Origin of the sequence: Thermococcus gorgonarius (assembly GCF_002214385.1) — an archaeon.
Taxonomy (GTDB): domain Archaea; phylum Methanobacteriota_B; class Thermococci; order Thermococcales; family Thermococcaceae; genus Thermococcus; species Thermococcus gorgonarius.
The window spans coordinates 1,126,330-1,151,021 of record NZ_CP014855.1 but is presented as its reverse complement, the minus strand read 5'-3'; the positions used below and the strand labels follow the sequence as shown (position 1 = coordinate 1,151,021).

23 protein-coding genes are annotated in these 24,692 nt (G+C 51.1%); 6 read left to right on the top strand and 17 right to left on the bottom strand.

Features of this window, described 5'->3' with window-relative positions:
- Positions 1-7: 7 nt before the first annotated feature.
- A complete protein-coding gene (ileS, locus tag A3K92_RS06400) occupies positions 8-3,211 on the top strand; it encodes an isoleucine--tRNA ligase (RefSeq protein WP_088885472.1) in 3,204 nt (1,067 codons plus the stop codon).
- Here ileS and A3K92_RS06395 read toward each other — a convergent pair.
- From A3K92_RS06395 to A3K92_RS06355, 10 genes are all read right to left on the bottom strand, one after another.
- On the bottom strand, positions 3,208-3,525 hold the full coding sequence (locus A3K92_RS06395; RefSeq protein ID WP_088885471.1) for a hypothetical protein: 318 nt from the start codon (positions 3,523-3,525) through the stop codon (positions 3,208-3,210). The two genes, ileS and A3K92_RS06395, sit on opposite strands and share 4 nt — an antisense overlap.
- Positions 3,526-3,563: 38 nt before the next feature.
- Positions 3,564-3,866, bottom strand: coding sequence for a hypothetical protein (locus A3K92_RS06390; protein WP_088885470.1), 303 nt, complete (start codon positions 3,864-3,866; stop codon positions 3,564-3,566).
- A gap of 129 nt (positions 3,867-3,995) precedes the next feature.
- The gene (locus A3K92_RS06385) at positions 3,996-4,262 is read right to left on the bottom strand and encodes a hypothetical protein (protein ID WP_088885469.1); all 267 of its coding nucleotides are present in this window, start codon (positions 4,260-4,262) and stop codon (positions 3,996-3,998) included.
- An 11-nt stretch (positions 4,263-4,273) separates the two neighbouring features.
- Positions 4,274-5,278: a hypothetical protein gene (locus A3K92_RS06380; RefSeq protein WP_232460845.1), complete on the bottom strand. Its 1,005-nt coding sequence runs from the start codon at positions 5,276-5,278 to the stop codon at positions 4,274-4,276.
- Positions 5,279-5,616: 338 nt separating this feature from the next.
- A complete protein-coding gene (locus A3K92_RS06375) occupies positions 5,617-6,384 on the bottom strand; it encodes a hypothetical protein (protein WP_232460844.1) in 768 nt (255 codons plus the stop codon).
- Between the two features lie 31 nt (positions 6,385-6,415).
- Entirely contained in the window at positions 6,416-6,784 is a 369-nt protein-coding gene (locus tag A3K92_RS09615) for a hypothetical protein (RefSeq protein ID WP_232460843.1), read from the bottom strand.
- A complete protein-coding gene (locus A3K92_RS09610; RefSeq protein ID WP_232460842.1) occupies positions 6,751-7,230 on the bottom strand; it encodes a hypothetical protein in 480 nt (159 codons plus the stop codon). The genes A3K92_RS09615 and A3K92_RS09610 overlap by 34 nt, the downstream gene beginning before the upstream one ends.
- A 275-nt stretch (positions 7,231-7,505) precedes the next feature.
- A complete protein-coding gene (locus A3K92_RS06365) occupies positions 7,506-8,465 on the bottom strand; it encodes a potassium transporter Kef (RefSeq protein ID WP_088885468.1) in 960 nt (319 codons plus the stop codon).
- A 110-nt stretch (positions 8,466-8,575) separates the two neighbouring features.
- Positions 8,576-9,352: a hypothetical protein gene (locus tag A3K92_RS06360; RefSeq protein ID WP_088885467.1), complete on the bottom strand. Its 777-nt coding sequence runs from the start codon at positions 9,350-9,352 to the stop codon at positions 8,576-8,578.
- A gap of 105 nt (positions 9,353-9,457) precedes the next feature.
- Entirely contained in the window at positions 9,458-10,543 is a 1,086-nt protein-coding gene (locus A3K92_RS06355) for a radical SAM protein (RefSeq protein ID WP_088885466.1), read from the bottom strand.
- A gap of 73 nt (positions 10,544-10,616) precedes the next feature.
- Here A3K92_RS06355 and A3K92_RS06350 point away from each other — a divergent pair, with 73 nt between their 5' ends.
- Positions 10,617-10,979, top strand: coding sequence for a ribonuclease P protein component 2 (locus A3K92_RS06350; protein WP_088885465.1), 363 nt, complete (start codon positions 10,617-10,619; stop codon positions 10,977-10,979).
- On the opposite strand, the gene A3K92_RS06345 is transcribed toward A3K92_RS06350, so the two are convergent.
- From A3K92_RS06345 to trmBL1, 7 genes are all read right to left on the bottom strand, one after another.
- Complete coding sequence (locus tag A3K92_RS06345) at positions 10,976-12,328, bottom strand: glycogen/starch synthase (RefSeq protein ID WP_088885464.1); 1,353 nt, start codon at positions 12,326-12,328, stop codon at positions 10,976-10,978. The two genes, A3K92_RS06350 and A3K92_RS06345, sit on opposite strands and share 4 nt — an antisense overlap.
- A gap of 34 nt (positions 12,329-12,362) precedes the next feature.
- A complete protein-coding gene (gene trmB / locus A3K92_RS06340; protein ID WP_232460841.1) occupies positions 12,363-13,394 on the bottom strand; it encodes an HTH-type sugar-sensing transcriptional regulator TrmB in 1,032 nt (343 codons plus the stop codon).
- A 22-nt stretch (positions 13,395-13,416) separates the two neighbouring features.
- The gene (gene treT / locus A3K92_RS06335; protein WP_088885462.1) at positions 13,417-14,655 is read right to left on the bottom strand and encodes a trehalose synthase; all 1,239 of its coding nucleotides are present in this window, start codon (positions 14,653-14,655) and stop codon (positions 13,417-13,419) included.
- Between the two features lie 9 nt (positions 14,656-14,664).
- Positions 14,665-15,501, bottom strand: a complete 837-nt coding sequence (gene malG / locus A3K92_RS06330; protein ID WP_088885461.1) for a trehalose/maltose ABC transporter permease MalG — start codon at positions 15,499-15,501, stop codon at positions 14,665-14,667.
- Entirely contained in the window at positions 15,498-16,376 is an 879-nt protein-coding gene (locus A3K92_RS06325; protein ID WP_088885460.1) for a carbohydrate ABC transporter permease, read from the bottom strand. Before A3K92_RS06325 ends, malG begins: the two co-directional genes overlap by 4 nt.
- 59 nt (positions 16,377-16,435) lie before the next feature.
- On the bottom strand, positions 16,436-17,779 hold the full coding sequence (locus A3K92_RS06320; RefSeq protein ID WP_088885459.1) for an ABC transporter substrate-binding protein: 1,344 nt from the start codon (positions 17,777-17,779) through the stop codon (positions 16,436-16,438).
- Between the two features lie 236 nt (positions 17,780-18,015).
- Positions 18,016-19,041, bottom strand: a complete 1,026-nt coding sequence (gene trmBL1 / locus A3K92_RS06315; RefSeq protein WP_088885458.1) for an HTH-type sugar sensing transcriptional regulator TrmBL1 — start codon at positions 19,039-19,041, stop codon at positions 18,016-18,018.
- A gap of 72 nt (positions 19,042-19,113) precedes the next feature.
- Between trmBL1 and A3K92_RS06310 the strand changes: the two genes are divergently transcribed.
- From A3K92_RS06310 to A3K92_RS06295, 4 genes are all read left to right on the top strand, one after another.
- Positions 19,114-21,063 (top strand): alpha amylase N-terminal ig-like domain-containing protein, encoded by a 1,950-nt coding sequence (locus tag A3K92_RS06310; RefSeq protein WP_088885457.1) that lies wholly within the window; start codon positions 19,114-19,116, stop codon positions 21,061-21,063.
- A 90-nt stretch (positions 21,064-21,153) separates the two neighbouring features.
- The gene (locus A3K92_RS06305; protein WP_088885456.1) at positions 21,154-22,488 is read left to right on the top strand and encodes an extracellular solute-binding protein; all 1,335 of its coding nucleotides are present in this window, start codon (positions 21,154-21,156) and stop codon (positions 22,486-22,488) included.
- 42 nt (positions 22,489-22,530) lie between these two features.
- Positions 22,531-23,436, top strand: coding sequence for a carbohydrate ABC transporter permease (locus tag A3K92_RS06300; RefSeq protein ID WP_088885455.1), 906 nt, complete (start codon positions 22,531-22,533; stop codon positions 23,434-23,436).
- Positions 23,433-24,683, top strand: a complete 1,251-nt coding sequence (locus tag A3K92_RS06295; protein ID WP_088885454.1) for an ABC transporter permease subunit — start codon at positions 23,433-23,435, stop codon at positions 24,681-24,683. The genes A3K92_RS06300 and A3K92_RS06295 overlap by 4 nt, the downstream gene beginning before the upstream one ends.
- The last annotated feature ends 9 nt before the right edge of the window (positions 24,684-24,692 follow it).

Here is a 24,692-nt window from a genome sequence, read left to right as displayed (position 1 = left end):
GTTTTCAATGATTAAAGAGCCGGAGTTTAGGGAGTACAGTCCAGGGAAGCTTGAGGAGAAGATAGAGCGCTTTTGGAAGGAGAACGAGGTCTACGAGAAGGTCAAAGCCAGCAGAGCCAACGGGCCCAAATACTACTTCCTCGACGGGCCGCCTTACGTCAGCGGTGCTATACACCTTGGCACGGCGTGGAACAAGATCATCAAGGACATGGTGATACGCTTCAGGACGATGCAAGGGTACAACGTCCGCAGACAGCCGGGCTTCGACATGCACGGCCTCCCGATCGAGGTCAAGGTCGAGCAAGCTCTGGGACTTAAGACCAAGAAGGATATAGAGACCGAGATAGGCGTCGAGAACTTCATAAGGAAGTGTAAGGAGTTCGCCCTCAACAACCTCAAAATCATGACCGAGCAGTTCAAGCAGCTCGGCGTCTGGATGGACTGGGACAACCCCTACATGACCATAAAGAACGAGTACATCGAATCGGGCTGGTTCACGCTCAAGAGGGCCTGGGAGAAGGGGCTCTTGGAGAAGGACAAGCGCGTTCTCCACTGGTGTCCGCGCTGTGAGACTGCCCTCGCTGAACACGAGGTTCGCGGCGAGTACAAGCTCAGGAAAGACCCGAGCATCTACGTGAAGTTCCCTGTTGAGGGCAGGGAGAACGAGTACCTCCTCATCTGGACGACGACACCGTGGACACTGCCGGCCAACTTAGCTGTAGCTGTCCACCCCGAGTACGAGTACGCCAAGGTTAGGGTCGAGACCGAGAAGGGCGAGGAGTACTGGATAATAGCGAAGGCCCTGGTTGAGAGAGTTCTGACCGAGGTCGGTGTAAAGGGTGAAATCGTTGAAACCTTCAAGGGTGAGGAGCTTGAGGGCATCCGCTACGTCCACGTCCTCATGGACGAGTATCCAGCCCAAAAGGAGTTCCGCGAGAAGTACGAGTGGGCTCACAGGGTTATCCTCGGTGAGCACGTAACGCTGGAGGATGGTACCGGTTTAGTCCACACAGCCCCCGGCCACGGTGAGGAGGACTTCGAGGTTGGTCAGAAATACGGCCTGCCGGTTTACAGCCCGGTTGACGACGAGGGACGCTACACCGAGGGCTTCTGGAAGGGTGTCTACGTCAAGGACGCCGATCCGGAGATAATAGCGCACCTCACCGAGAAGGGCTACCTCGTGAAAGCTGGAGAAATAGAGCACAAGTACCCGCACTGCTGGCGCTGTAAGACGCCGCTCATATTCAGGGCAACCGACCAGTGGTTCCTCAAGGTCAGCAGGGTCAAGGACAAGATAATCAAGGAGAACGACGAGAAGGTAATTTGGTACCCTGAGTGGGTCAAGGTTCGCTACGACAACGGCGTCATGAACAGCGGCGACTGGGTCATAAGCAGGCAGCGCTACTGGGGAATTCCGCTCCCGATATGGCAGAGCGAGGACGGCGAGATATACGTCGTTGGAAGCTTTAAGGAGCTTGTTGAAAAGAGCGTGGCAATAGAGGTCAACGGCGAGAGGATAGAGCTGCCAGAGAGCTACGAGGAGAAGCTAAAGGTCATAGAGGAGAAGCTCGGGCCGGAAGACCTCCACAGGCCCTACGTTGATGCCTTCATCATAAAGGTTAACGGCAAGGAGATGCGCCGCGTTAAGGACGTCGTGGATGTGTGGTTCGACAGCGGAATAGCGAGCTGGGCCTCCCTCGACTACCCGAGGAACAAGGAGCTCTTCGAGAAGCTCTGGCCCGCTGACTTCATAGTCGAGGGTGAAGATCAGGTCACCAAGTGGTTCTACTCCCAGCAGGCTGCCTCGGTTATAGCCTTCGACACCGTCCCCTACAGGGCCGTTGCCATGCACGGCTACGTCCTCGACGAGAAGGGCGACAAGATGAGCAAGAGCCTTGGAAACATAATCCGCCCGGAGGAGGTAGTCCAGAAGGAGGGCAGAGACCCGTTCAGGTTCTACATGCTCTGGGCCACCAACCCGTGGGAGAACCTCCGCTTCAGCTGGAAGGGCCTTGAGCAGGTCAAGAGGATGCTCAACATACTGTGGAACGTCTACGTGCTCAGCGCAACCTACATGAGCCTCGACAGCTTCGACCCGACGAAGCTCAAGCCGGAGGAGCTTCCCTTCCGCGAGGAGGACAAATGGATACTCAGCAGGGTCAACAGCCTCATAGGTGAGGTTACCGAGGGCATAGAGACCTTCAGGTTGACGAGGGCAACGAGGGCCATCTACAACTTCGTCGTCGAGGATTTAAGCAGGTGGTATATCAGGCTCATCAGGAAGCGCATGTGGGTTGAGGGCGACGACCCCGATAAGCTGGCGGCCTACTACACCGTCTGGAAGGTCTTCGACGTTCTGCTCAGGCTCATGGCGCCGTTTACGCCCTACATCGCCGAGGAGATCTACCAGAACCTCATGAGGCCGTTCGTTGGAGTGGAGAGCGTTCACATGCTCGACTGGCCAAAAGCCGATGAGAAGGCCATAGACGAAGAGCTTGAGCGCGAGATGGACGTTGTAAGAAAAATCGTCGAGGCAGGTTCATCAGCGAGGCAGAGGGCGAAGATAAAGCTCCGCTACCCTGTGAGGAGGATAATCATCGAGACCGAGGACGAGACCGTTAAGAAAGCCGTCGAGAGGCTGAACAGACTGCTGAAGGACCAGCTCAACGCCAAGGAGGTAAAGGTCGGCAGGGTCGAGCGCGAACTCATCATAAAGCCGAACTTCGCGAAAGTTGGACCGGAGTTCAAGGGCGACGCAAAGCTCGTCATCGCGTGGATAAACGAACACGGCAGGGAACTCTACGAGAAGGGCGAGATGGACGTTGAAATCGAGGGCAAGACCTTCCACCTCACGAGGGAGCACCTCACCGTCGAGGAGAAGCTTCCGGACTTCCTCGTTGCTGAGGAGTTCGAGGGCGGAAAGGTGTTCATCGACAAGACCCTAACGAGGGAGCTTTTGGCTGAGGGCCTCGCCAGGGAGTTTGTGAGGAGGATACAGGAGATGAGGAAGAGGCTTGACCTCGACGTCAACGACAGGATAGTGGTCACGATAGAGACCACCGACGAGAACCGCGAGCTTCTCAGCGAGAACCTCGACTACATAAAGGGAGAGACAAGAGCAGTTGAGGTTAGGTTTGAAGAAGCAAAGGGCTACGTCGTTGAGTGGCCAGAGGTTGAAGCAAAGATAGGGATTGAGAAGGTGGAGGGCTAATTTTGAACTCCACCTGTTGCCCTTTTTATTTCTCTTCTTCTCATCATCGCCGAGAATTCAAGGATTGCCAGCAGGAAAATGCCCACTATTGCAAGATATCTAACCGGATTCTCCCAGAGCGCAAAGATTGAGGAAAACATGGCAACGAGGCCCGTTAGCTTTACCGAGGCCTCTTCGTCTCTTTTAAGGCTTAGAGCATAAAGCACTATACCCCCTATCCCAACGAAGATGGGTAACAGCACCTTTGCATATATGCCGTATGCAACCGCCAAGATCATGAATGGGATTGGAATTAGTTTAGACAGCGTATTCATTTTTTCACCTCCGGCTGATGGGAATAGACGCTTATAGCCTATGTCGCCAGTGCTAAAGTGATAGCCGCAGTAACGATTAACAGAACAACCCCAATCAATAGCTCCACAATGGCGGTTTTTCTTGTCCGTTCAAGTACACTCCGCTTAAATGATTCTTCAAGCCTGTTTTTATACTCCCTCACATCCTCCGGAAGCTCCTCCTCTGGAAGGGGATTCAACGTATCTTTTTCAAGCACGAAGGCGAACCTCTTCGGCCCTTTAATGTATTTTAGAAGTCCAGATGTTATCAACCACAGCGAAATACCGTAACCAGCTCCGAGGAGGTATTCGACAGGGATCATGGCTTCACCCCCGTTTAGTTTCCCGTCTTCAATTTGGGGAATTGGGGAAAACAAAAATTGTTACGCCTAATGCAACAATCACAACATTCTTGACTAATTCAGAGCAGGGAAATACAATCGTTTATAGGGCTAATGCCACTTAAAGCCGATAAGTACTGTGAGTATGATCACAACCAGCCATACCCATCCAACTGCTCCCAAGTACTCGGAAGAGCCTCCACTGCGAGCTTTCAAGTTCATGAGACCCAGGAGGATCATGAAGACTGCCATCTCCAGCTGGACCGCCCACGAGACCCTATTCCTGCCTACAAAGGATTCCCTGAACGTAAAAAGCAAAAGGAGGTAAACTGCCCCTCCAAGTATTCCTGCGTAAGCTCCGTACTCTACCCAATGCATACTACTTCCCCTCACCATAATGTTCCACATGTGACTTTAAACCAGAGCACATAAACGCATACCTGCATTGAGGGGCAGTAACCATAGCATCCCGAGAGTGAAGCCCAGGATGCGAAGACACCTCCCGCAATACAAGCTATACATGCGGCCCCACCAGAGAGCACACATGCTGAAGCACAGCCAATAACTATTGCATACAAAGAGGCGCAACAGGCGCCGGCTATAACCCAGGAGGGGGCTTCTGGTTGAGTGCATATAAACTTTATTGAAATAAGAGAATTCAGTGGGAAAACACAGGCAGTTACTGAATCATCCATAGTAATACTTATCCCCACTGTTTTGTAGATATTATATTCTGGTAGTTTAAGCTTCACTAGGTGTGATAAGTGCCTCAGCTCGTAGGCGCTCCTGTCCCAGATCCACTTCGTCTCATCGTGCTTTCTAAGCTCCATGAGAACCTTATTAAGAGTCCAGTAGTACTCCGAGAGAGTAAGGTTATTCTTAACAACAATAACGTCGCCAACAGGTAGAATTCTGTTTTCATCTTTTGGAGCAATGTTCATGTCATTAACAAAGAGCCAGTACCCTCCTTTTTTGTCTGTGAGGATCCTTGTGATCAAAGTGAAGTTGTACTGACTCCTCTCTGCCCTGTAAACGAGCGCGTACATCGTGTAGTTGAACGTGCTGTTGTAGAAGTTCAGCCTGAAGAACAGCAGCTGATCATTCTCCTCCGTGATGTTGTATAAGGTAACCACTGAAACGTTCACTTTAGGAGTCACGTTGGACTCGTGGAGCGGACAGCCGTTAGTCAGGTTGGTGAAGTTCACAACTTTGTTGATCCAAGTCACGTTCATCTGAAGTTTGCCCTTCTCATCGTACCATGCAACTACCGCCCTGCGGAAGGTTATGCTGGAGTTGTTCGTGCTCATTGCCATGGCCTGAGGAGCCGCAATCAACTGCAGGTTCAACACCATGACAATGAGGAAAACTCCGAACGCGGTCTTCCTCCAGTTCATGGCCACCACCCAACCAGTTGGTCATATTTAGTAACCCATGAAGCTATATAAACTTTTCCTTCTACTAATTGGATTAACCAATGCTTTTATTTTTCGTAAAGTTTTCAATTTCCAACAATAACAAAACGACGAGAACGAAATGAAAGAAGCAAGAGTAAAAGAGTGAACAAAAGGATACAAAAGTTCATTTTTCAGATCCTCCACCCGGAACCCTCAACTTATTCAGGAGACAGGAGATATATTCTAATGGTGAAAAAATCATCGTAAGGAGGAACTATTGTGGCCCCTCACCAACAAACGTTTCCCAGACTACTTCATTTAAACACATCCTGCAGAATTTAAATTTTAACAACGCTCCAGACGATGAAGAGCATAGCCGCTGCAAGTGAGAGCAGAACAATCGCGAGAACTCTCCTCCCAACCCTGCGCGAGAGATAGACCCCTGAAAAGCCAAAGAGTGTGTTAAGGATTGAGAGGAGCAAAAACCCCTCGGCGTTTCTAACCACGGCGTTGAACATCCTAAGAACGTCTTCCGGGTAGTTTTTGGTTGAGACGTAAGAGGAAACGGCCCAGATAATGGGAATCGCGAGGGTTGTGACAAGGGATGTTTTACCGATGAATTCAAAGGCATCCTCTGCCCTTCTACTCTTGAGAAAGTACAACGGTAGAGCCAGAATCCAAACTACCATAGTTACAAAGACGGGATACATTATCACCATGAGAAAAACCAAACCAACTAAAGCCATGATGGCGAAGAAAACATCTTGAAACCACAGAAGAGACGTGCTGAGAAGTCCCCAGATAATGAGGTGATGGGCTATGCATTCCTGTACGTCGTGCTTTAGGTATCCTGAATACCACGGTTCATCCCAGTGCTCCTCAAGAATCTCCTCAATTCGCTTGATGTCACTTTTCCTGTATCCGTGCTTCTCCAGAATGCGGGCGAGGAAGAAGATCATTGAACCCACCACGAGAACAAAAAGAAGTGCCGTAATGAGAGCCCATTCACGGGTCATGACGCCGAGTTTCGCCCAGGTGAAGCCAAACAGCGCCGTGAAGAGCACCGCAGGGAAAATGAAAATCTTAAAGATAATTTTCCCCTTCATGGAGACCACCAGGGTTTTTGATAAATCCAAACTACAATGAGTGCAGTTGGATAAAAACCTTTATCACGAGGGGAATAAGGGCCAGGGCAATCATTAGAAGAGTTAAGAGGCCAAGCCTTCTTCTCCGGGGCAGGATTAGAATTCCGACAAGGCCGTAAAGAGCGTTCAGAGCAGAAAGCAACAGAAGGTTCTTATGTAGGTCCCCGTTTACGTAGAATTTTAAGAGAGAGTGAAATGCTCCAATTTCTGAGGCCCCAGGATGTGAGAACACAAACCCTAAAAGGGCCAGAAAGCCCCCGGAAACCAGTGAAATCAGCAGAACTTCCTTGAAGATGGGCGAGAGCCGTTTTCCAGTTAAGCTTTCATTTAAACTTTCATAGAGTATCGAAGGAATGTCCATAAGTAAATAAGTAATATTACCATAGAGACAATCAACAAAAGTCCGACAGTTATAAACACCAACGCATAGTCCATAGCAAGGGTTATTCCCTTCTCGGGGCCATTAATCAGAACTACAGAACTAAAAGCACCCCATATTAAAATGGCACGAAAAATTCCTGACATCAAATCACTGATAATCTCTGGGTTAACCTTCTCAAGAACTTTGGGAAGCTCTTTAAATTTTAAGTCGGTAAAACCTGCCTTTCTCAGGCGCCTTTTGAGTACAAGGCCAATAAAAGCCAGTACAAGGAAGAGAGAAACTACCGCCGTAATCAGCCAGGAAGCGTTGAAATTCTCACGCCGAATATTGGGGATTGGATGCACATAGAGAAACATCCAGATAACTACCCATGCTACTAGTGGGACTGTTACAGCCTCTATTACCAATCTTTTTCCAGATTTCATTTTAACTCCCTCACACTGTCCTGATTCTGAAAATTAAAAAGATTGATGAACTCAAGACTATGAGAATACCATGTCACAAATCCGAGGACAAATCATTGGAGCTAAAACTGCATCACAAGCATCTGCACAAACGCTTCCCAATATTTCACATTTACTCGCATAAAGTCTCTTCGGTGTCTCCGAACATCCAGCAGAGCACGTTTCTCCTTTTGCTCCATTTACAATGCCAGTCTAGAATAAAGTACGCAAAAGAACACAAAAGTCCATTTTCCACTTCATTCACCGTGAACTTTCAGCCTTGCCCACCCGAGAAACGTCCCGAAGGGAAGGAAAATCGCCGTGAACAGGTACAACAGCCTGAACATCGTTAGCAGAAAGTCCCTGATGAAAGATGCGTTACAATTTCCGGTGACCACCATTAAAGCCACCATGGCTCCAAACCCATATGAGACTGCATAAAACAGACCTCCAGCCCCACTTTCGGCGTATCTTCTCTTCAACAGTCCAGTTTCTACAAGCTTCCTAGTTATCCAGTAGTCTTTTTCTTCGGCAACGGCAAAAAGTGCCCCCGCTAATCCACTTATGAGCACGTTGTCAATCACGAAGAGGTACAAGCCGGAGGCAATTGCCGCGAAGTTGATGACTGCCCTGAGTTTAAGTATCTGCTCGGGTATCACGTACCTGTGGGCCATCGTGGAGTAGTACCAGCTGGCAGCAACAAAAACATAAAGTGCCATTGAAGCACTCTTTTCCAAACTAACACCGGAGAAGTAGGCAATCGTGAATAGGAGGATTGACGCTGAAAGCTCCCTTAGAAAGTTCCGCCAGGAATATGTGATTTTTTCAGGTGTTCTGTTCCTGTTATAAAACATTGAGGCAAGGAACATCAGGGAGGAGCCTACTGCAAAGAGAACGGCGAGCCCCTTGACGAGGGAAACGAACGAAGTTCCCGGTTTTGTAAAGACCAGGTACATAAGCCCAAATAGGAGAAGGGCAAACCCAAACGAGCTCAGGAAGAAGATGAGATACCTCGCGCCCTTGGATTTTAAAAGTCCCGACTTTCTCCATTTATCCGACTTTTCCCAGAAAACGTGGGCCGAGGTGTAGAGAAGCGCCAAAATAACCGCAAAGGAGAGGCTTTTTCCAAACGAAAGCGATAGTGCATAGCGAAACAGGATTGTCAGGAAGAGAGTTCCGACAAAAAAGTTCAGAAGGGGATATCCTCCCTTTTTCATTTGAATACCACCTCGCAAGCTGATATCTCAGAGTTCATCCCCCGGCTCCTCCTTGGGGTATCTATCCACTCATGTCCGTGAATAGTGCCCGACATAACTAACGCTTTCCCTTAACCGAACAGCAACCCCCAGGTAACCCAAAGCTGGCCGAAGACGATAAGGGTTAAGAGCAAAGCGGTTGCTTTTCCGATTTTTCTCGGCCCATAAAGGCCGGCCAGCCCGAAGAGGAAGTTTAAAGCAGAGAGTTCGAAGAGAGAATTCACAACGCGGTCGTTTCTGCCGAAGGCTATTAGCTCCATGACGTAGTGGGGAGCGGAGACGTCGCCAACGTGGAGAGCAATGAGCCGGACCACAATGAGGATTGCCGTGAGAACGAGATTGAGCTTCATCATCTCAACAAGAAAATCTCTGTTAAGCTCCCTACCGGTGAGGAGCTTGTAGAGGGCAGGAAGAAATCCCAACACCCAGATTACCATCGAGACGAGCAGGACAAAGAACGCAAATATCCACGCAAACATCGCCACGGCGTTGGCCACTCCCCACAGGGGACCCTCTGTCATGAAAATGACGGTTGAAAACAGTCCCCAGAAAATGAGCGCCCATCCAATGGTATCAAAGATTTCCTTGGACAGGTAGAGCCTCCCGTGGGTTTTCTCGATTATCTCTGGAAGCCTCCTAACGTCCTTTCGCGAGTAGCCGTAGCGTTCGAGAGTCTTTCCAACGAAGTACAGGGCCACGAGGAGGAATAAGGGAAGGAGGACGAGAACCGAGAGGACGTTCGGCAGCGAGAGGTTTTTCTCCTCCCCTGGAACGAAAATCCAGATTGCAACCCACACCATGATCAACAACAGCCACGGGATTAAGTAGTCCTTGATGAAGACCCTCATGGCCGTTAATATTCCTGAGGGTAAATAACTTTTTCGGAACCCTCACAAAGTATATGCCTCAGTAAGTTACTTACACCTCTGGAGTGGCAACTTTAGAAAGCAAGATCAGGGAAGCGGAACCCTCTCTACCTCCAGCCTGTCCCACGTCGGGTACTCTTCCACGATGAAGAACCTAACATCGCCTTCAATTGCCTCTGCCAGCTCAACCGCAACTTCCTCTGGCATCTCTATCCGGCCCTTCTCTCGGTTGATGTAGAGCCACTCGGGCGGAACCTCTGCCTCTTCCACGAGGAAGCTGTAGAGCTCGTCGAGGTCATCGTATTCAGCTATTCCAAAGCGGAGCGTCCCCTCTTCGGTTATCTCCATGTAAGGTTTAACAACCTTCCTTGCCATTCTCTTCAGCCTGTTCCTGAGCTGGACGGCGTCTTTCAGCCTTGCCGTGCAGAGGTGGTAGCTCAGGGAGGTGTTTTCCTCGCCCCATTCAAGGAGCTTTAGGCCGGTCTCAAGGGAGCCCTTTATGGCTGCACTCTCGTCGCTTACCGGCTGGTAACCCATGTCGAGGAGGGTCTTGAGAGTCATCTCGCTGAACTCAAGCTCGTTCACGTTGAGGAACTTAGCACCGAGCTTATCGAGAAACTCGGCGTACCACTTCATCCTCTCGAACTGCCCCGGAATTGAGGGAATCTCGCCCCCAACGTCCCAGTCGAAGTCGAAGGAGTTCTTTATGTTCTCTATCTCAACCTTGAAGAGCTTTGAGTTGGGGTTGAACAGGTCAGGGTGGAAGCGTATCTCGTCTAAACCGGCATCGTAGAGCTTTTCGAGGTTCTTCTTTGTTGCCAGCGCGCCGGTGGTGTAGAGGTGGACGTGGAAGTCCTCGCCAAAGTTCTCCTTCAGGAGTTTTATGTATTCCACAGTTCGGTCAAGCCTCGCGAGCGGGTCTCCTCCTGTAACACCTGCCCCCTTTGCCTCCTGCAGGAGGGCCTCCTCGATAACGTCTTCAGCGCTCTTAACCGGTCTCTCGTTGGCGTAAACTACGTCCCCCCTCCTCCACGGGCTGAGAGGGCAGTAAAAGCAGTCCCTTGGACAGACACCGGTGGTGAAGAGGACGAGCTTCTCGCCCCTAACGCAGAGCTGACAGCCCTTAGGAAGATCTCTCACGGCGTATGAAAAGTAAGGCGTCTCCCAGACCAAAGTCCTCACCTCGCTAACCCACCTTAGGACATGGCTTAAAAAGGTTGGTGGCCAAATCCGTGAAGGTGTGAAGATGAGGGAGAAGCCGAAGTACCTGCCGCCGACGTTGAGGGACAAGCACCGCTACATAGCCTTCCGGGTCATCGGCGAGAGGGCATTCACGAAGGACGAGATAAAGAGAGCGATATGGGAGGCGAGCCTTTCAACACTCGGTGTCCTCGGCTCCGCTAAGGCTAAGCCTTGGTTCATAAAGTTCGACGAGAAAAGCCAGACCGGGATAGTCAGAGTGGACAGGAAGCACGTGGAAGAGCTCCGCTTCGCTCTAACGCTGGTTACTCGAGTAAACGGTTCGCGGGCAATATTCAGAACGCTCGGCGTTTCGGGGACGATAAAAAGATTGAAAAGGAAGTTTTTGGCTGAGTACGGGTGGCGTTAGCGCAGGAATGACATTGCCCTGTCGATCTCGTTGAGGTAGGCCTTAACGTACCTCTCGCAGGCATTCGGCCATGTGAAGTCCTTCCTTGCGCGCTTTTTCCCGTTCTCCCTAAGGCGGTTGAGCGTTTCTTCATCGAGGTTCTTTGCCCTTATCATCGCCTTGGCCAGCGCGAAGGCGTCTCTGGGTGGCACGAGTATTCCAGTGGCATTTTCAGGATTCTCGTTGAGGTCTATGATAGTGTCCTTTATCCCCCCGACGGCGCTGCCTATCGGGATAGCCCCCAGGCACATCGCCTCCAGCTGAACCAGACCGAAGGGCTCAAAGTATGATGGTATAACGACAAAATCAACGGAACCGTAGAGCTCCCTCACGGTCTCTCTTGGGAGGAGCTCGGTGATTACCCTGACGTTCTCGGGGAAGCGGTTCTCAACTTCTTTCGCCCACTTCTCAAGCTCTGGGTCGCCCTTGCCGATTATGAGGAAACGCATATCTTTGAAGGCAGGGTCACTAGAGAGCACCTCTATGGCCCTGAGGAGCGTGTCTACGCCCTTCTGAGCCCTGTCAAAGCGGCCTATGAACATGAATGCTTTGCCATCTGAGAGGCCAAAGCGCTCTAAGATTAGCCTTCTGCGCTCTTCCCTTGACAGATTCACATTTTCGAGAAGCTCTTCGTTCCAGAAGGAGCAGTCTATGCCGTTGAAGACGTGGGTTACCTTGCCCTCAAAGTGCCTGAAGAAGTCCCACTCCTCCCAGAGGTAGCTCCTGCTGACGGTAGTTACCACGTCCGCTATGTAAGCGGCGGTGTGCTCCGGATCTATCTCGGGATAGGGGGCAAGCTCACCGAAGTTTGCTTCGTGGAAGTATCCCGCTGGAACCTTTGCTTTGTTGAGCCTGTGGATCGTGAAGACGCTCCTTATCCCGAAGTACTTCTTCAGAAGGCCGAACGCAAAAACGGTGTGCCAGTCGTGGGCATGGACTACATCGGGCTTGAACTCCCCAATAAGGCTGTTCATCAGTCCGGCGCTGGCCTTCCCAAAGAGAACGGTTTTTTTCAGCAGTCCATCCCAGCCTGGGCCGTAGACGTCGGGTTCGCCTAGGAGACCGCCGGCGAGGGAGTAAACGGTCACGCCGTTCTGCACACGCTTTCTTACCTCGATCTCAACCTCTTCCCCGAAGGCGATAACTTTGAACTTCTTCACGGGCTCTCCGAGGCTCTTCCCGTGGTCTGGCGTGAAGACGACGACTTCATGGCCCAAACTGGCAAGGCCCTCCGCTATGCTCGTTATGGCTTCAGCTAGTCCACCGACCTTTACGGGAAGGTACTCAAACCCCAGTATTAGGATTTTCATCAGTATCACCCCAGTTTTCCCTTTTTAATCCTCATCACTGCAAAGGAACAAGTCCGAGCCGTATATCCGTGCTCGCGTAGTCCTCGACTACTGCGAACATTCCTCCGACTTTTACAACACCCCTCTCAGTCTCCACATGGATGTTGTTTATGGCTTCCTTGAGGGAGAGCGTGTATCCAACGACCATTCCCTGGAGGATTTCCTCCTTTCCTGTTTTGACGTTCTTCCCCCAGATCACCGCGTTTATCTGGCTGTCCTTCAAGTGTCTTTTAACCAGATCCGCCGCGTGGAACATGGCGAAGAATCTTAGGTCGCTGGGATTTTTGAGAACCTCCTTTTCCAGCTTTGATTCCTTGAAAATTTCTATTATAAGGCTGTATTGGGAGAAGATTATCTCCGGGTACGTGGACTTGAATGCCGGCGGGTTGCGGGGGTTGAACGCCACGTTTTGGACGGTTATCACTTCCCTTCCATCAACCATACCCACTATGTGGTTGAGCTTGTAGAATCTCCTGAGGAAAAGGTTTCCGTGGCCTTTGAACTCGGAGACATCGGGAGTTTCATCGGTGTATATGGAGACAGTCACCCCCCTTTCAAACGTTCCTATGAGATCTTCCTTAATGGGATCAAAGAACTCGCTTGGAATTACAACTATAACCTCGTTCTCGGCTGAGGAGAGGGACTCCCTGAACATTTCAAGGGCCTCTTCGAAGTCTCGGCTCCTCCATATGGCGGGCCTTTCCTCCTCGCGTTTTACATCCTTTAGGGCCTCTTCAAACTGGGCCATTATCTCATCCAGCTCCCTTTTGAACCTCAGAAAAGCTATCCTGGGGGAGTAAGCGACGTACACTTTGGGCTTCCCTTCAACCTCGGTAACGAATCCTCTTCTCTTCAGGGAGGATATGGTGTCGTAAACCCTGTTGTAGGGCACCCCGCTCTTGGAGGAGATCTCCCTGGCTGTGCTGGGGCCGTAAACCAGGAGCGTCCAGTAGGTCAGGGTCTCGTATTTTGTGAAGCCTATCCCGTTCAGGGCCTGTGCGAGTTGTGGAGGTACCTCCATCGTCATCACCGGCTATAAAGTAAAGGGTTTAAAAAGAGTTTAGGAGGTCGAGGTACCTCTCAAGATGTCTTGTTATGATGAAGTTCTCCCTGACCCGCTCCCTGCCATTTGCCCCCATCTCATTCGCCACATCTGGGTGCCTTAGGAGGTAGAGCGCTTTTTCAGCAGCTTCTTCAACGCTTTTCACAAGGAAACCCGTTTTCCCGTCCACTATCTGGAGTTTAATCCCCCCGACAGATCTTCCTATAACGGGCCTTCCTTTCCACATTGCCTCCGTAACAGTTAGGCCAAAGCCCTCCCTTATGGACATTTGAAGAATCACGTCGCTGGCCCTCTGGAATGCGTTCACTTCCCTTGCGTGCACTCCGTTCAAATTGGTGAGCACCTTGACGTCGTAGTCCTCTCCTATTTTCCTCAGTGTCTTCTCGAAATAGACCCACCCCTCTGGGTCGTCGTGAGCCATGACTCCAACCAGGAGCAGCTGGACGTCCGGGACTTTCTCTTTCACCTTCCTATACACATCTATGGCATCGAAGACCCCCTTCCATGGATCGAACCTGGCTACCTGGGTGAGTATTGGCCTGTCCGGGTCGACGTCGAACCTCTCCAGGATCTTCAGTACCTCTTTTTCCTCGAGTTCCATGTTCTTCTCACTCAGCGGGTCTATGGAGGGGGGCATTATAACGACGTTCTCCCTTTTGAGGTCGTTTCTGACGTAGTCCTCCATATGGAAGATGTACCTGTCGTATTTAATAACGAACTCTCTCAGAAAGTTCCAAAACTCCTCGTTGGGGTCGCTCAGGTCTATGTGGCATCTCCAGATCCAGGGCTGCCTCTTTTCGTAAAAGTCTATCAGGGCCGCAGGCTGTGGGTCGTGAATCACAACATAGTCGAAAGAGCTCAAATCGAAGTCCTTGGCGTTTTCTTCATTGGTCTTGAGGTAAAGGTTCTTCATGTCTTCCGTGAGTCTTAGTTCCTTGTTACCCTGGAGGGCGTTGTGAAAGCTTTTGGTTACGTTGAAGAACTCATCCGGTCCCTCGATAACGAGCCACCTTGCGTCGAGGCCGACATCCCTCATCAGGGGGACTAGGTTGTGGAGTATCTCCGCCACTCCCCCGCCAAAGGAGGTCGAGTTAACGTGGGCCAGGCTCCTTCCTTCAAGCAGCTCAGCTTTTTCCCGGATTCTTTCTAGGGCTTCCTCTCCCGTTATTTTGGCGTAGTCTTGGAGTTTCTTTCCTTCTCCTCCAAACTTCTTAACCTCAAACATGTTCTCACCTCACTCTCCTTTCAATGCTCCAGCGGTCAGTCCGCTTACTATATACTTCTGGAATATCAGTGCCAGTATCACGAGCGGAATTGTGGAGATGGCCGAGGCCGCCATTATGTTCCCCCAGGGTACCTCACCGTGGACGCCCTGGAAGAGGGCTATGCCAACGGGGACTGTTCTGGCACGGTAGTCCGTCGTAAAGAGTAGGGCAAACATGAATTCGTTGAAGGCAGCTATGAACACCAGCAGGGCCGTTGAGAATAAGGCCGGCGCGGAGAGGGGTATAATGACTTTGTACAGTGCCTGTATTCTTGAGGCCCCGTCTATAAGGGCCGCCTCGTCCAGATCCTTGGGAAGCTGGGTGAAGTAACTCAGGAGTATCCAGAGGGCCAGGGGCATTGTCCACGCCACGTACGGGAAGAACAGGGCCTTGTACGTGTTTATCCAGCCGAGCCTCTCAATGAACTTGAAGAGGTAACCGACGAGGCTTATCTGGGGGAACATCGAAAGGCCTAACACGAATATTGGAACTGCCATTCTCCCCCTGAAGTTTATCCGTGAGACAGCGTAGGCTCCGAGCGCGGAGATTGTTACGGTAACCACCGTGACGAGGGTCGCTATTATCACGCTATTTTTAAAGTAGTCGAGGAAGTGGAGCGTGGGATCGCTTAGAACCGTCCTGTAGTTGTTAATCGTGAACTGGAAGTGTACGTACGAGGAGCCCAGAAAGGTGGCGTCCTTCGTGAAGGAGATCACTACCATCCACACGAACGGGAAGAGGCAGATTAACACCATCAGGGTGGTCCCTATAATGATCATGATCCTCTTTAGCCCTTTTTCGTTCATTTCAACCCCTCCTGGAAGCGGCCGATTTTCAGGTAGACTACCGTGAAGCTGAGAACGGTTAGGAACGTGATGATTGAGATTGCCGACCCCACACCGTAGTCACCGAGGTTGTAGTAGTTGAATGCTAGGAGAGATATTGAGGTAGTGGCTCCTCCCGGCCCGCCGCCGGTGAGAACGTAGATTATGTCGAAGACTCTGAGTGCATCTATTGTTCTGAGTGTCACTGCGACTATGAGAACCGGCTTTAGGAGGGGAATGGTTATGTGCCAGAACCTCTGGAACATTGAGGCGCCGTCTATGATTGCCGCCTCGTAGGTGTCCTTTGGGATGGCCTGAAGACCAGCTAGGAGAAGCAGGGTCATAAAGGGCGTCGTTTTCCATACGTCTGCAAAAACAACCGCGAAGAAGGCGCTTATTGGCGTTCCGAACCAGTTGATGGCTCCTAGGCCAACTTGTGAGAAGATCCAGTTGAAGAGGCCGTAGCTGTAGTTGTACATTAGCTCCCACGTCCTGGCAGAGATTATGGTGGGCACGGCCCAGGGGATGAGTACAATCGCCCTCAGGAGCCCCCTGCCCTTTATCTCCTCGTTCAGGATAAGGGCGAAGATGAGCCCTAGCATCGTTTCCAGAGTAACGCTTACAAGCGAGAACGCGACGGTGACCATAAGAGAGTGCCAGAACTCCGGCTTCTTAAGCACGAGAATATAATTCCTCACCCCAACGAACTTAAAGCCTGGTATGAACGTTACGTCCCGATGAAGGCTTATCCAGAAGGTACCGATTACTGGAATGACTATGAACAGGATGACGAACGCGAGCATTGGGAAGAGCATCCCGTAAGCCAGCTTTTCCTCCCTGTATTCCATTTTGCCCATTGGCACCACCCGTTACGCATTGAAAGTTCAAAGTAATGAAAAGAAATAAAAGAAAAGGATCAGCTGTACTGCTGTACCAGGTTTTCTGCCTCTTTCTGGGCTTGGTTCAGCGCATCCTGTGGGCTCATGGTGCCGGCCAGTGCGGCGTTCACGTACTTCTGGATTATCTGGCTGAGCTGTGGGTAGTACGGAACTATCGGCCTCGGTACCGCGTTCTCAAACACATTCCGGAGGTCTTTTAGGTGAGGGGCCGCTTTAAGAACGTCCGGGTCGTTGTAGACGTCGGTTCTTCCCGGGTTCCAGCCGAGGTTTATGGCGAAGCCCTTCTGCTGTTCGTAGCTCTCGACGAACTTGACGAAGGCCCAGGCAAGTTCTTTGTTGTCGGAGTACTTGTTTATTCCAATGTGCCAGCCACCGAGGGTCGCGGCGCTCTTGTGTCCTGGGAAGTGCGGGAGCGGGGCGATTCCAACCTTGCCTTTCACAGGCGAGTCGTTGGCGTTGTGGAGGCCCCATGCGTAGGGCCAGTTCCTCTCAAAGGCTGCGTTGCCCTGCTGGAAGGTGAGCCTGACGGGCTCCTCGGTCATCTCGGTGTATGTGCTGGGTGGTGAGATTTTATACTTGTGAATGAGATCAACCATGAACTGGAGGGCCTGGACATTTTCGGGCTTGTTCAAGGTCGGAACCCACTTCCCGTTCTCGAAGTGCCCGAGCTCGCCGCCGTTGCTGTAGACGTACTCGACGAAGTCACAGACGAGGCCCTCGTACTGTTTGCCCTGCCACACAAAGCCCCAGAAGTTGGGGTTGCTGGCTCTTTCTCCTTCTTGGATCTTCTGGGCCATCTGAACGAGCTGGTCCCAGGTCTCGGGTGGGTTGCTGTAGCCGTACTTCTGGAGAAGATCCGTCCTGTAGTATAACAGACCAGCGTCAACGTAAACGGGAAGTGCCCAGAGCTTGCCGTTCTGCTTGTCGGCCAGGTTTATAACACTCTGGAAGAAGACGCTCAGGTCGTAGTTATCCTTCTGGACGTATGAGTCGAGTGGTTCAAGCCAGCCGGATGCTATGAACTGTCCGAGCCACGCAACGTCCATCAAGAAGACGTCGGGATCGCTTGACTTTGCTCTTAGGGAGTTTACGAGGTCAAGCCTCCTCTGATCGGTGTCCGTGGCCTGCCTTTTGAGTTCCACCGTGACACCGGGGTACTTCTTCTCAAAGGCGGCTATTACTCCTTTCCAGTATTCAATCTCGTTTGGGGCGCCTCCTACGGCGAACACGATCTTCCCACTGAGTTTGGTGGTGTCTGAGGTTGTCTCGTCACCGCCTATGCACCCGCTGGCCACAACAGAAAAAACAACCAAACCTACCAAAAGCACACTCAACACGGCACTCTTCGACAGTGCTTTCATTTGGAGCACCTCGAAATGTGTGTATACTGAAAGTATATATAGATTGCGGTTGTTGGATACTTCTCGTGGATTGTCATCTATGGTGTCAACGAAGCTATCAAAGCTCAATCCTGGAAGGTGTCCATTTTAATTTACTTCTCGTACAATGTATGGGTGCCAAAAAGAAGTGAGATGTTGCTTTTGTCCTCCTATGAGACTTGATCGGGTAGGTGCGTTTTAAATGTAATAAAAAGATCTCAATCCAGCAGTATGAACTTCTCCCCCTCAACATCTTCAAAGTAGCTTCCTATTCCGCCAACCTTGAGCTCGCTGCCGTTGTACCTGAAGGTTATGTTGGCTGTTAGGGGAGTGTATTCATAGTCGACGATTTTACCTTCAAGGTTCACGGGTTCTTTGGTGTCGATGTACCTTCCCACTATTTCTGCTTTTCTTGGCAGACCCGCAAACTTGAGAACCGTTATCAGCGTTCTTATGTTTACAAGTGAGAGGGGCTTTGAGAGACCGTTATAGTTTAGGGGTTTTATGACCTCGCTGTTGTCGAAGTAGATGGTGTAGAACCAGTGCATGTAGTTCTGGATTATCCTCGGGCTCTTGGCCCAGAATGAGTAGAACTTCTCCCTTCTCCTGTCCCTTGGCAGGGCACCGAAGAAGAGAGCGTAGTTGACGTCGCCGATTATCCAGCTTGCCATCAGCCATGGTGCCCCACCGCTTTTTGCCAGTATGATGTTGTCCTGCCTGAGCCATTCGGGTATTTCTTCCCCGAAGTTGCTTATGATAACAAAGATCACGTCCTTTCTGTTTTTAATTTCGCTTTGGAGAAGCTTCAGGAACTCAAAGGGCGTGTTTATGAGAACTTCATACTTCGCTGTTCTGATTATGTGCTCTGCCCTCTCAACTGTGTTCTCAAAACCCTGAATCGTCCATATCTCCGGCAACTCTTCACCGTGTGCCTCCCGATAGAGATCGAGAAAAGCTCTCTTCAGGACCTCAATGTCTTCAATGAGGTCTTCCTTTATCTTCTCAAGTACAACTTCAGGATTGACCGGTTTGTAAAGTCTTGGTGTCCCTTGCATGACGTCGACGAAGCCCTTCCTGTGAAGTGAGCTTAAAACGTCGTAAACCCTGGTATGGGGAATCCCGCTTTCTTTGGTAACGTCAGTCGCTTTGCTCGGCCCAAGCTTGAGGAGTGTTATGTAAGCTAAACTTTCGTATTTGGTTAAGCCCAGCCTCTGGAGCTTTTCAATTATCTCGTCTTCCCTCATGACTCAACCCCCAAAGACATTTAAGTTCACTGGTATCAGTTTATTCATCAACAGTGATACAGGGTGATTTGAGTGTATAAGGTTTTCGGATTCGTTAAGGATCCGTATTTTGGGAGACTTGCCGAGGTAGAGTTCTCGATTTCCGCGGGTAACGAGAAGTACGCCTACCTTTTGGGAAACTTCAATGCCTTTAACGAGGGCTCATTTAGGATGAAGAGGAGCGGAAACCGCTGGACAGTGAGGGTTCTCCTTCCGGAGGGGCTCTGGAGGTACGCTTTTTCCCTTGGGGGGAGGTTCGAGCTCGACCTGGAGAACCCAAGAACGGAGAACTACCGCCGTCCTGCGTACAAGTTCGAGAGGAAAGTAAGTGTGGCGGAGGTAGCTGGTGACGAGGATATCTACCACTCTCCAGCCCTGCTCTACTTCTACCACTTTGCAGGAAGGACTCATTTCATATTGAGTGGAAAACGTGGCGTTGTCAGGTCAGTGATACTAACTGTTAACGGAGAGGAAATCGAGATGTGGAAAAAAGCTGAGGACGAGCTTTTTGAGTACTATGAAGCGGTTCTGTGGAAAGAACCGGTGGAGTTGGAGTACTCCTTCCTGGTCGAAATAGCATCCGGAAGCTTGAAAAAACTCGGCCCCTTTAAAGCCGTTCCACGGAAACTCAACGCCCCTCTCTGGCCACTGAAGAGCGTCTTCTACCAGATAATGCCCGACAGGTTCGCGGTTGGAATTCAGGAGAAGACGCTGCCGTTGAAAGGTGAATTCTTCTATGGAGGCGACTTGAAGGGGATTGTTGAGCACATAGACCACCTGGGGGACTTAGGGGTCAATGCTCTCTACCTGACGCCCGTATTCGAGTCCATGACCTACCACGGCTATGATATCACCGACTACTACCACGTGGCCAAGAGACTCGGAGGGGATGAGGCTTTCGAGGAGCTCGTGAAAGCTCTCAAGGGGAGGGGCATAAAGCTCGTCCTTGACGGCGTTTTCCACCACACGAGCTTTTTCCACCCATACTTCCAAGACGTTGTTAAAAAGGGAGAGAAGAGCGAGTATAAGAACTTTTACCGGATAACGGGTTTTCCAGTGGTCCCAAAGGAGTTCCTCGATGTCCTTGACTCAGATATGCCATGGGTTGAGAAGTACAGAGCGCTGAAAAGTTTGAATTGGAACTACGAAAGCTTTTTCTCGGTCTGGTTGATGCCGAGGCTAAACCACGACAACCTCGAGGTTGTGGATTTCATAGCAGACGTTATGCAGTTCTGGCTTGAGAGGGGTGCCGACGGCTGGCGCCTGGACGTTGCACACGGCGTTCCGCCAGACCTCTGGCGCGAGGTCAGGAAGCGGCTTCCAGAGGAAGCTTATCTCTTTGGTGAGGTCATGGACGACGGAAGACTCTGGCTCTTCGATGTCTTTCACGGGGTTATGAACTACCGCCTCTACGATGCAATTCTGAGGTTTTTTGAGTTTGAAGAGATCAACGCAGAGGAGTTTCTGAACGAGCTGAACCTTTTGAGCGCTTACTATGGTCCAGCGGAGTACTTCACCTACAACTTCCTCGACAACCACGACACCGAGCGCTTCATAGACCTTGTCAACGGGGACGGAAAAAGGTACCTCTGCGCCCTTGCATTTCTGATGACCTACAAGGGAATCCCTGCACTTTTCTATGGTGATGAAATCGGTCTAAAGGGCTCTGGAGAGGGCATGAGCTCTGGGAGAACGCTGATGCCCTGGAAAGAAGAGCTGTGGGACGAAGAGACACTCCAAAAAGTCAGGAAGCTCATAAACCTCAGGCGTTCCCTCGCTCCCCTCGCCCTTGGAGATTTAAGGGTTGTGGTCACCGGGAATAGATGGTTCGCTTACAAACGAGTTCTGGACAATGAGGAAGTTTTTGTCGTTATAAACTGCTCAGGGGAGGATATAAAACTGAGTTACAGGGGGAAAAGCCTTCCCAGAGTACCACCTACATCGGCCCTTCTGGTGTACAAAAGTATCGTCGAGGTAGTGTAAGGAGCACCAGACCAAACTTGAACACGGAAGCGCAAGATATATATATCACTCATGATGATACTAGAGTGCAGAGTTTGAAAGGTGATGCCCATGAGGAAAAGCCTGTTAAGCCTTGTCCTGTTGGGAATTCTTGTTCTTGGTGTAGTGGCCAGTGGCTGTATCGGGGGCGGTGAGGGTGGAACTACAACCTCAAGTTCCAGCCCTAGCAAGACCACAACCTCCAGTCTGAGCAAGACAACCACAACAACTACCACGCAGAGCGAGACTCCAACCCCAGAAGTTGAGTGCGGCAGTGGAAACGTGGTCATCTGGCACGCCATGCAGCCGAACGAGCTCGAAGTCTTCCAGAGCCTCGCCGAAGAGTACATGGCCATGTGCCCGGACGTTACCATAACCTTTGAGCAGAAGCCTGACCTTGAGAGCGCCCTCAAGGCCGCCATTCCCACTGGAAAGGGTCCGGACCTCTTCATATGGGCCCACGACTGGATTGGAAAGTTCGCCGACGCTGGAATGCTTGAACCGATTGACGAGTACGTCACCGACGACATCCTCAAGGACTTCGCTCCAATGGCAGTCGACGCCATCCAGTACAAGGGGCACTACTATGCCATGCCCTTCGCGGCTGAAACCGTTGCGGTCATTTACAACAAGAAGATGGTCAGCGAGCCGCCCAAGACCTTCGACGAGATGAAGGCCATCATGGAGAAGTACTACGACCCTGACAACGAGAAGTACGGAATCGCCTGGCCGATCAACGCTTACTTCATCTCAGGCATAGCCCAGGCCTTTGGAGGCTACTACTTCGACGATAAGAGCGAGCAGCCCGGTCTTGACAAGCCCGAGACCATTGAGGGCTTCCAGTTCTTCTTCAAGGAGATATGGCCGTACATGGCTCCAACTGGAGACTACAACACCCAGCAGAGCATCTTCCTCGAGGGCCGCGCTCCAATGATGGTAAACGGCCCCTGGAGCATCAGTGACGTTAAGAAGGCTGGCATTGACTTCAGCGTTGTTCCGCTCCCGCCGATCACCAAGGACGGCAAGGAGTACTGGCCGAGGCCTTACGGCGGTGTCAAGAACATCTACTTCGCCGCGGGCATAAAGAACAAGGAGGCCGCCTGGAAGTTCGTCAAGTGGTTCACCACCAGCCCGGACGCCATCAAGGAGCTCTCACTCAAGCTCGGATACATCCCGGTTCTCAAGCCGGTTCTCGACGATCCGGAGATCCAGTCTGACCCGGTCATCTACGGCTTTGGACAGGCTGTCCAGCATGCCTCCCTCATGCCGAAGAGCTCGAAGATGGATGCCGTCTGGAATGGTGTTGACAAGGCTATTACAGAAATCCTGAAGGATCCGGCCAACGCCGACATACCGGCCATACTCAAGAAGTACCAGCAGCAGATACTCGAGAATATGAATGGCTGAAACCACTTTCCTTTTTCTCATACCTTTTTGGAGGGATTTAAAATGAAGAAAACGACTATGATTGCCTTGCTTCTCATACTTCCAGGGATAGTCGCATTCCTGTTCTTCAACCTGTGGCCGATAATCTACTCGATCTATCTTGCCTTCACCAACGCCCAGCTCGGGAACTTTCCGATATACAACCCAGGAAGTAAGGCTGGACCACTAAGGTTCGTCGGTCTTGAGAACTTCCGGTGGATACTTGGCGATGATGGATTCAGAGAAGCGTTCATGTGGACGTGGATATTCGTTGCCACAAGCGTTACTCTGAAGGTGCTCGCGGGGATCTTCCTGAGTCTGCTCTACAACAGCAAGTACGTCAAGGGAAAGACAGTTTACCGCTCGCTCTTGATAATACCCTGGGCGCTGCCGCTCCTCTTCTCGGTCACAGTATGGAAGTTCATGTTCGATCCTGTTTTTGGTCCGATTAATGTTATCTTAAAATCAATAGGAGTTAGCAACCCTCCTAACTGGACGGCCAATGACCTCTGGGGTTTTGTAGCCCTAAATATGATCGAGGTTTGGCTGGCATATCCGTTCATGATGACCGTCATAACGGCGGCGCTCCAGTCCGTTCCGGACACTCTCGTCGAGGCGGCCATCATAGACGGGGCAAACTACTGGCAGAGGCTTACTAAGGTTGTTATCCCAATAGTCAGCAAGCCCATAGCCTTTGCAACGATACTGACAAGTGCTGCAAGCTTCCAGTACTTCATGGTGCCCTACATCTACAACGCCGGTCTCTTCGAGAACAAGTTCCTGCTGCTCTACGGATTCAGAAAAGCCTTCGGTGCCAACCCGCACTACGGAAGGGCCTCGGCGGTTATGATAATCGCCACGCTGATACTGGCCGTTTACATGTACGTCAACGTCAGGATAACCAAACTGCAGGAGGGTGCTAAGGGATGATGGGGCGCCGGAAGAGTGAGATTCTCAAGAGCTTCACGCTGACCCTTGTGGCAATACTGGTGATGTTCATCATCCTCTTCCCAGTTTACTACATCTTCACAGTCTCGATAAGCCCGGGTTCAACCCTCGCGACGACTGAGTTCCACCTGATACCGAGAAACGTCAGTCTCGACTCCTACAGGGCGGTGCTCTTTGGCTTCTCTGGCGGCAAGCTCAGCGAGGACTTCATCGGGACGATAGAGGGAAGTGCCAGCATTCAGGACGGCAAGCTCTACCTGACGGAGGGAACAATCAGCGGAAAGGTCAAGTACGGGCCTTTCACTGGTATAACGTTTGAAATTCCGGTTAAGAACCTGATATTCGACGTCTCTGCGAAATCGAACACTCAAGGATGGCTGAAGGGAGAAGTTAAGGGACTCTTCGTCCTGACGCGGATGAACCCGGATGGAACAATAGGATTCGGCATACTAAGGAATGTCACCCTCACCAAGGGAAGTCTTGAGGGGACAGCCGTCTCCGGCCCTATGGAGAAGTACATCGTTGCCAAGAACAGCGGCACCGTGCATTTCACGTACCTCGGCAAGTTTGTGAACTCGAAGTTCTTCGGCTACCTCAAGAACAGCCTTATCCTGGCGACCCTGACGGTGATACTGACGCTGATCTTCGTCGTCCCGGCGGCCTACGCTTTCTCGCGCATGAAGTTCTTCGGAAGAGAGCACGTGCTGTACTTCTACCTCATGTTCACGCAGGTATCTGGAGGTCTTGGAATAGCAGGTCTTATAGCCCTCTACGGTATGGTCGTCAAGCTCGGCCTCTACGACAAACTGCCGGTGCTTTCCTTCATATACGCGGCCGGAAGCGTTCCTTTCAACACGTGGCTACTCAAGGGTTACATCGACTCAATCAGCCCCGACTTTGACGAGGCGGCTTTGGTGGACGGTGCCAGCTATCTCCAGATAATCAGGTACGTCCTCTTACCTATGGCCCTGCCGGGAATAGCAACGGTTGCAATATTCGCCTTCATAGGGGGATGGACAGAGTTCCTCCTTGCAAGCCTGCTATTAACTCAGGACAACCAGCCGCTTTCGGTCTGGATATACCTTCTCCTGGGCGGCATAGGCAGGGGAATCGACTGGAGCTACTTCGCGGCGGCTGCTCTGCTCTTCGCCCTGCCGGTCTTTGTGATGTTCATGCTTGCCCAGAACTACATAAGGAGCGGTCTCACGGTTGGAGGCCTGAAGGAGTGAGGTGATAGC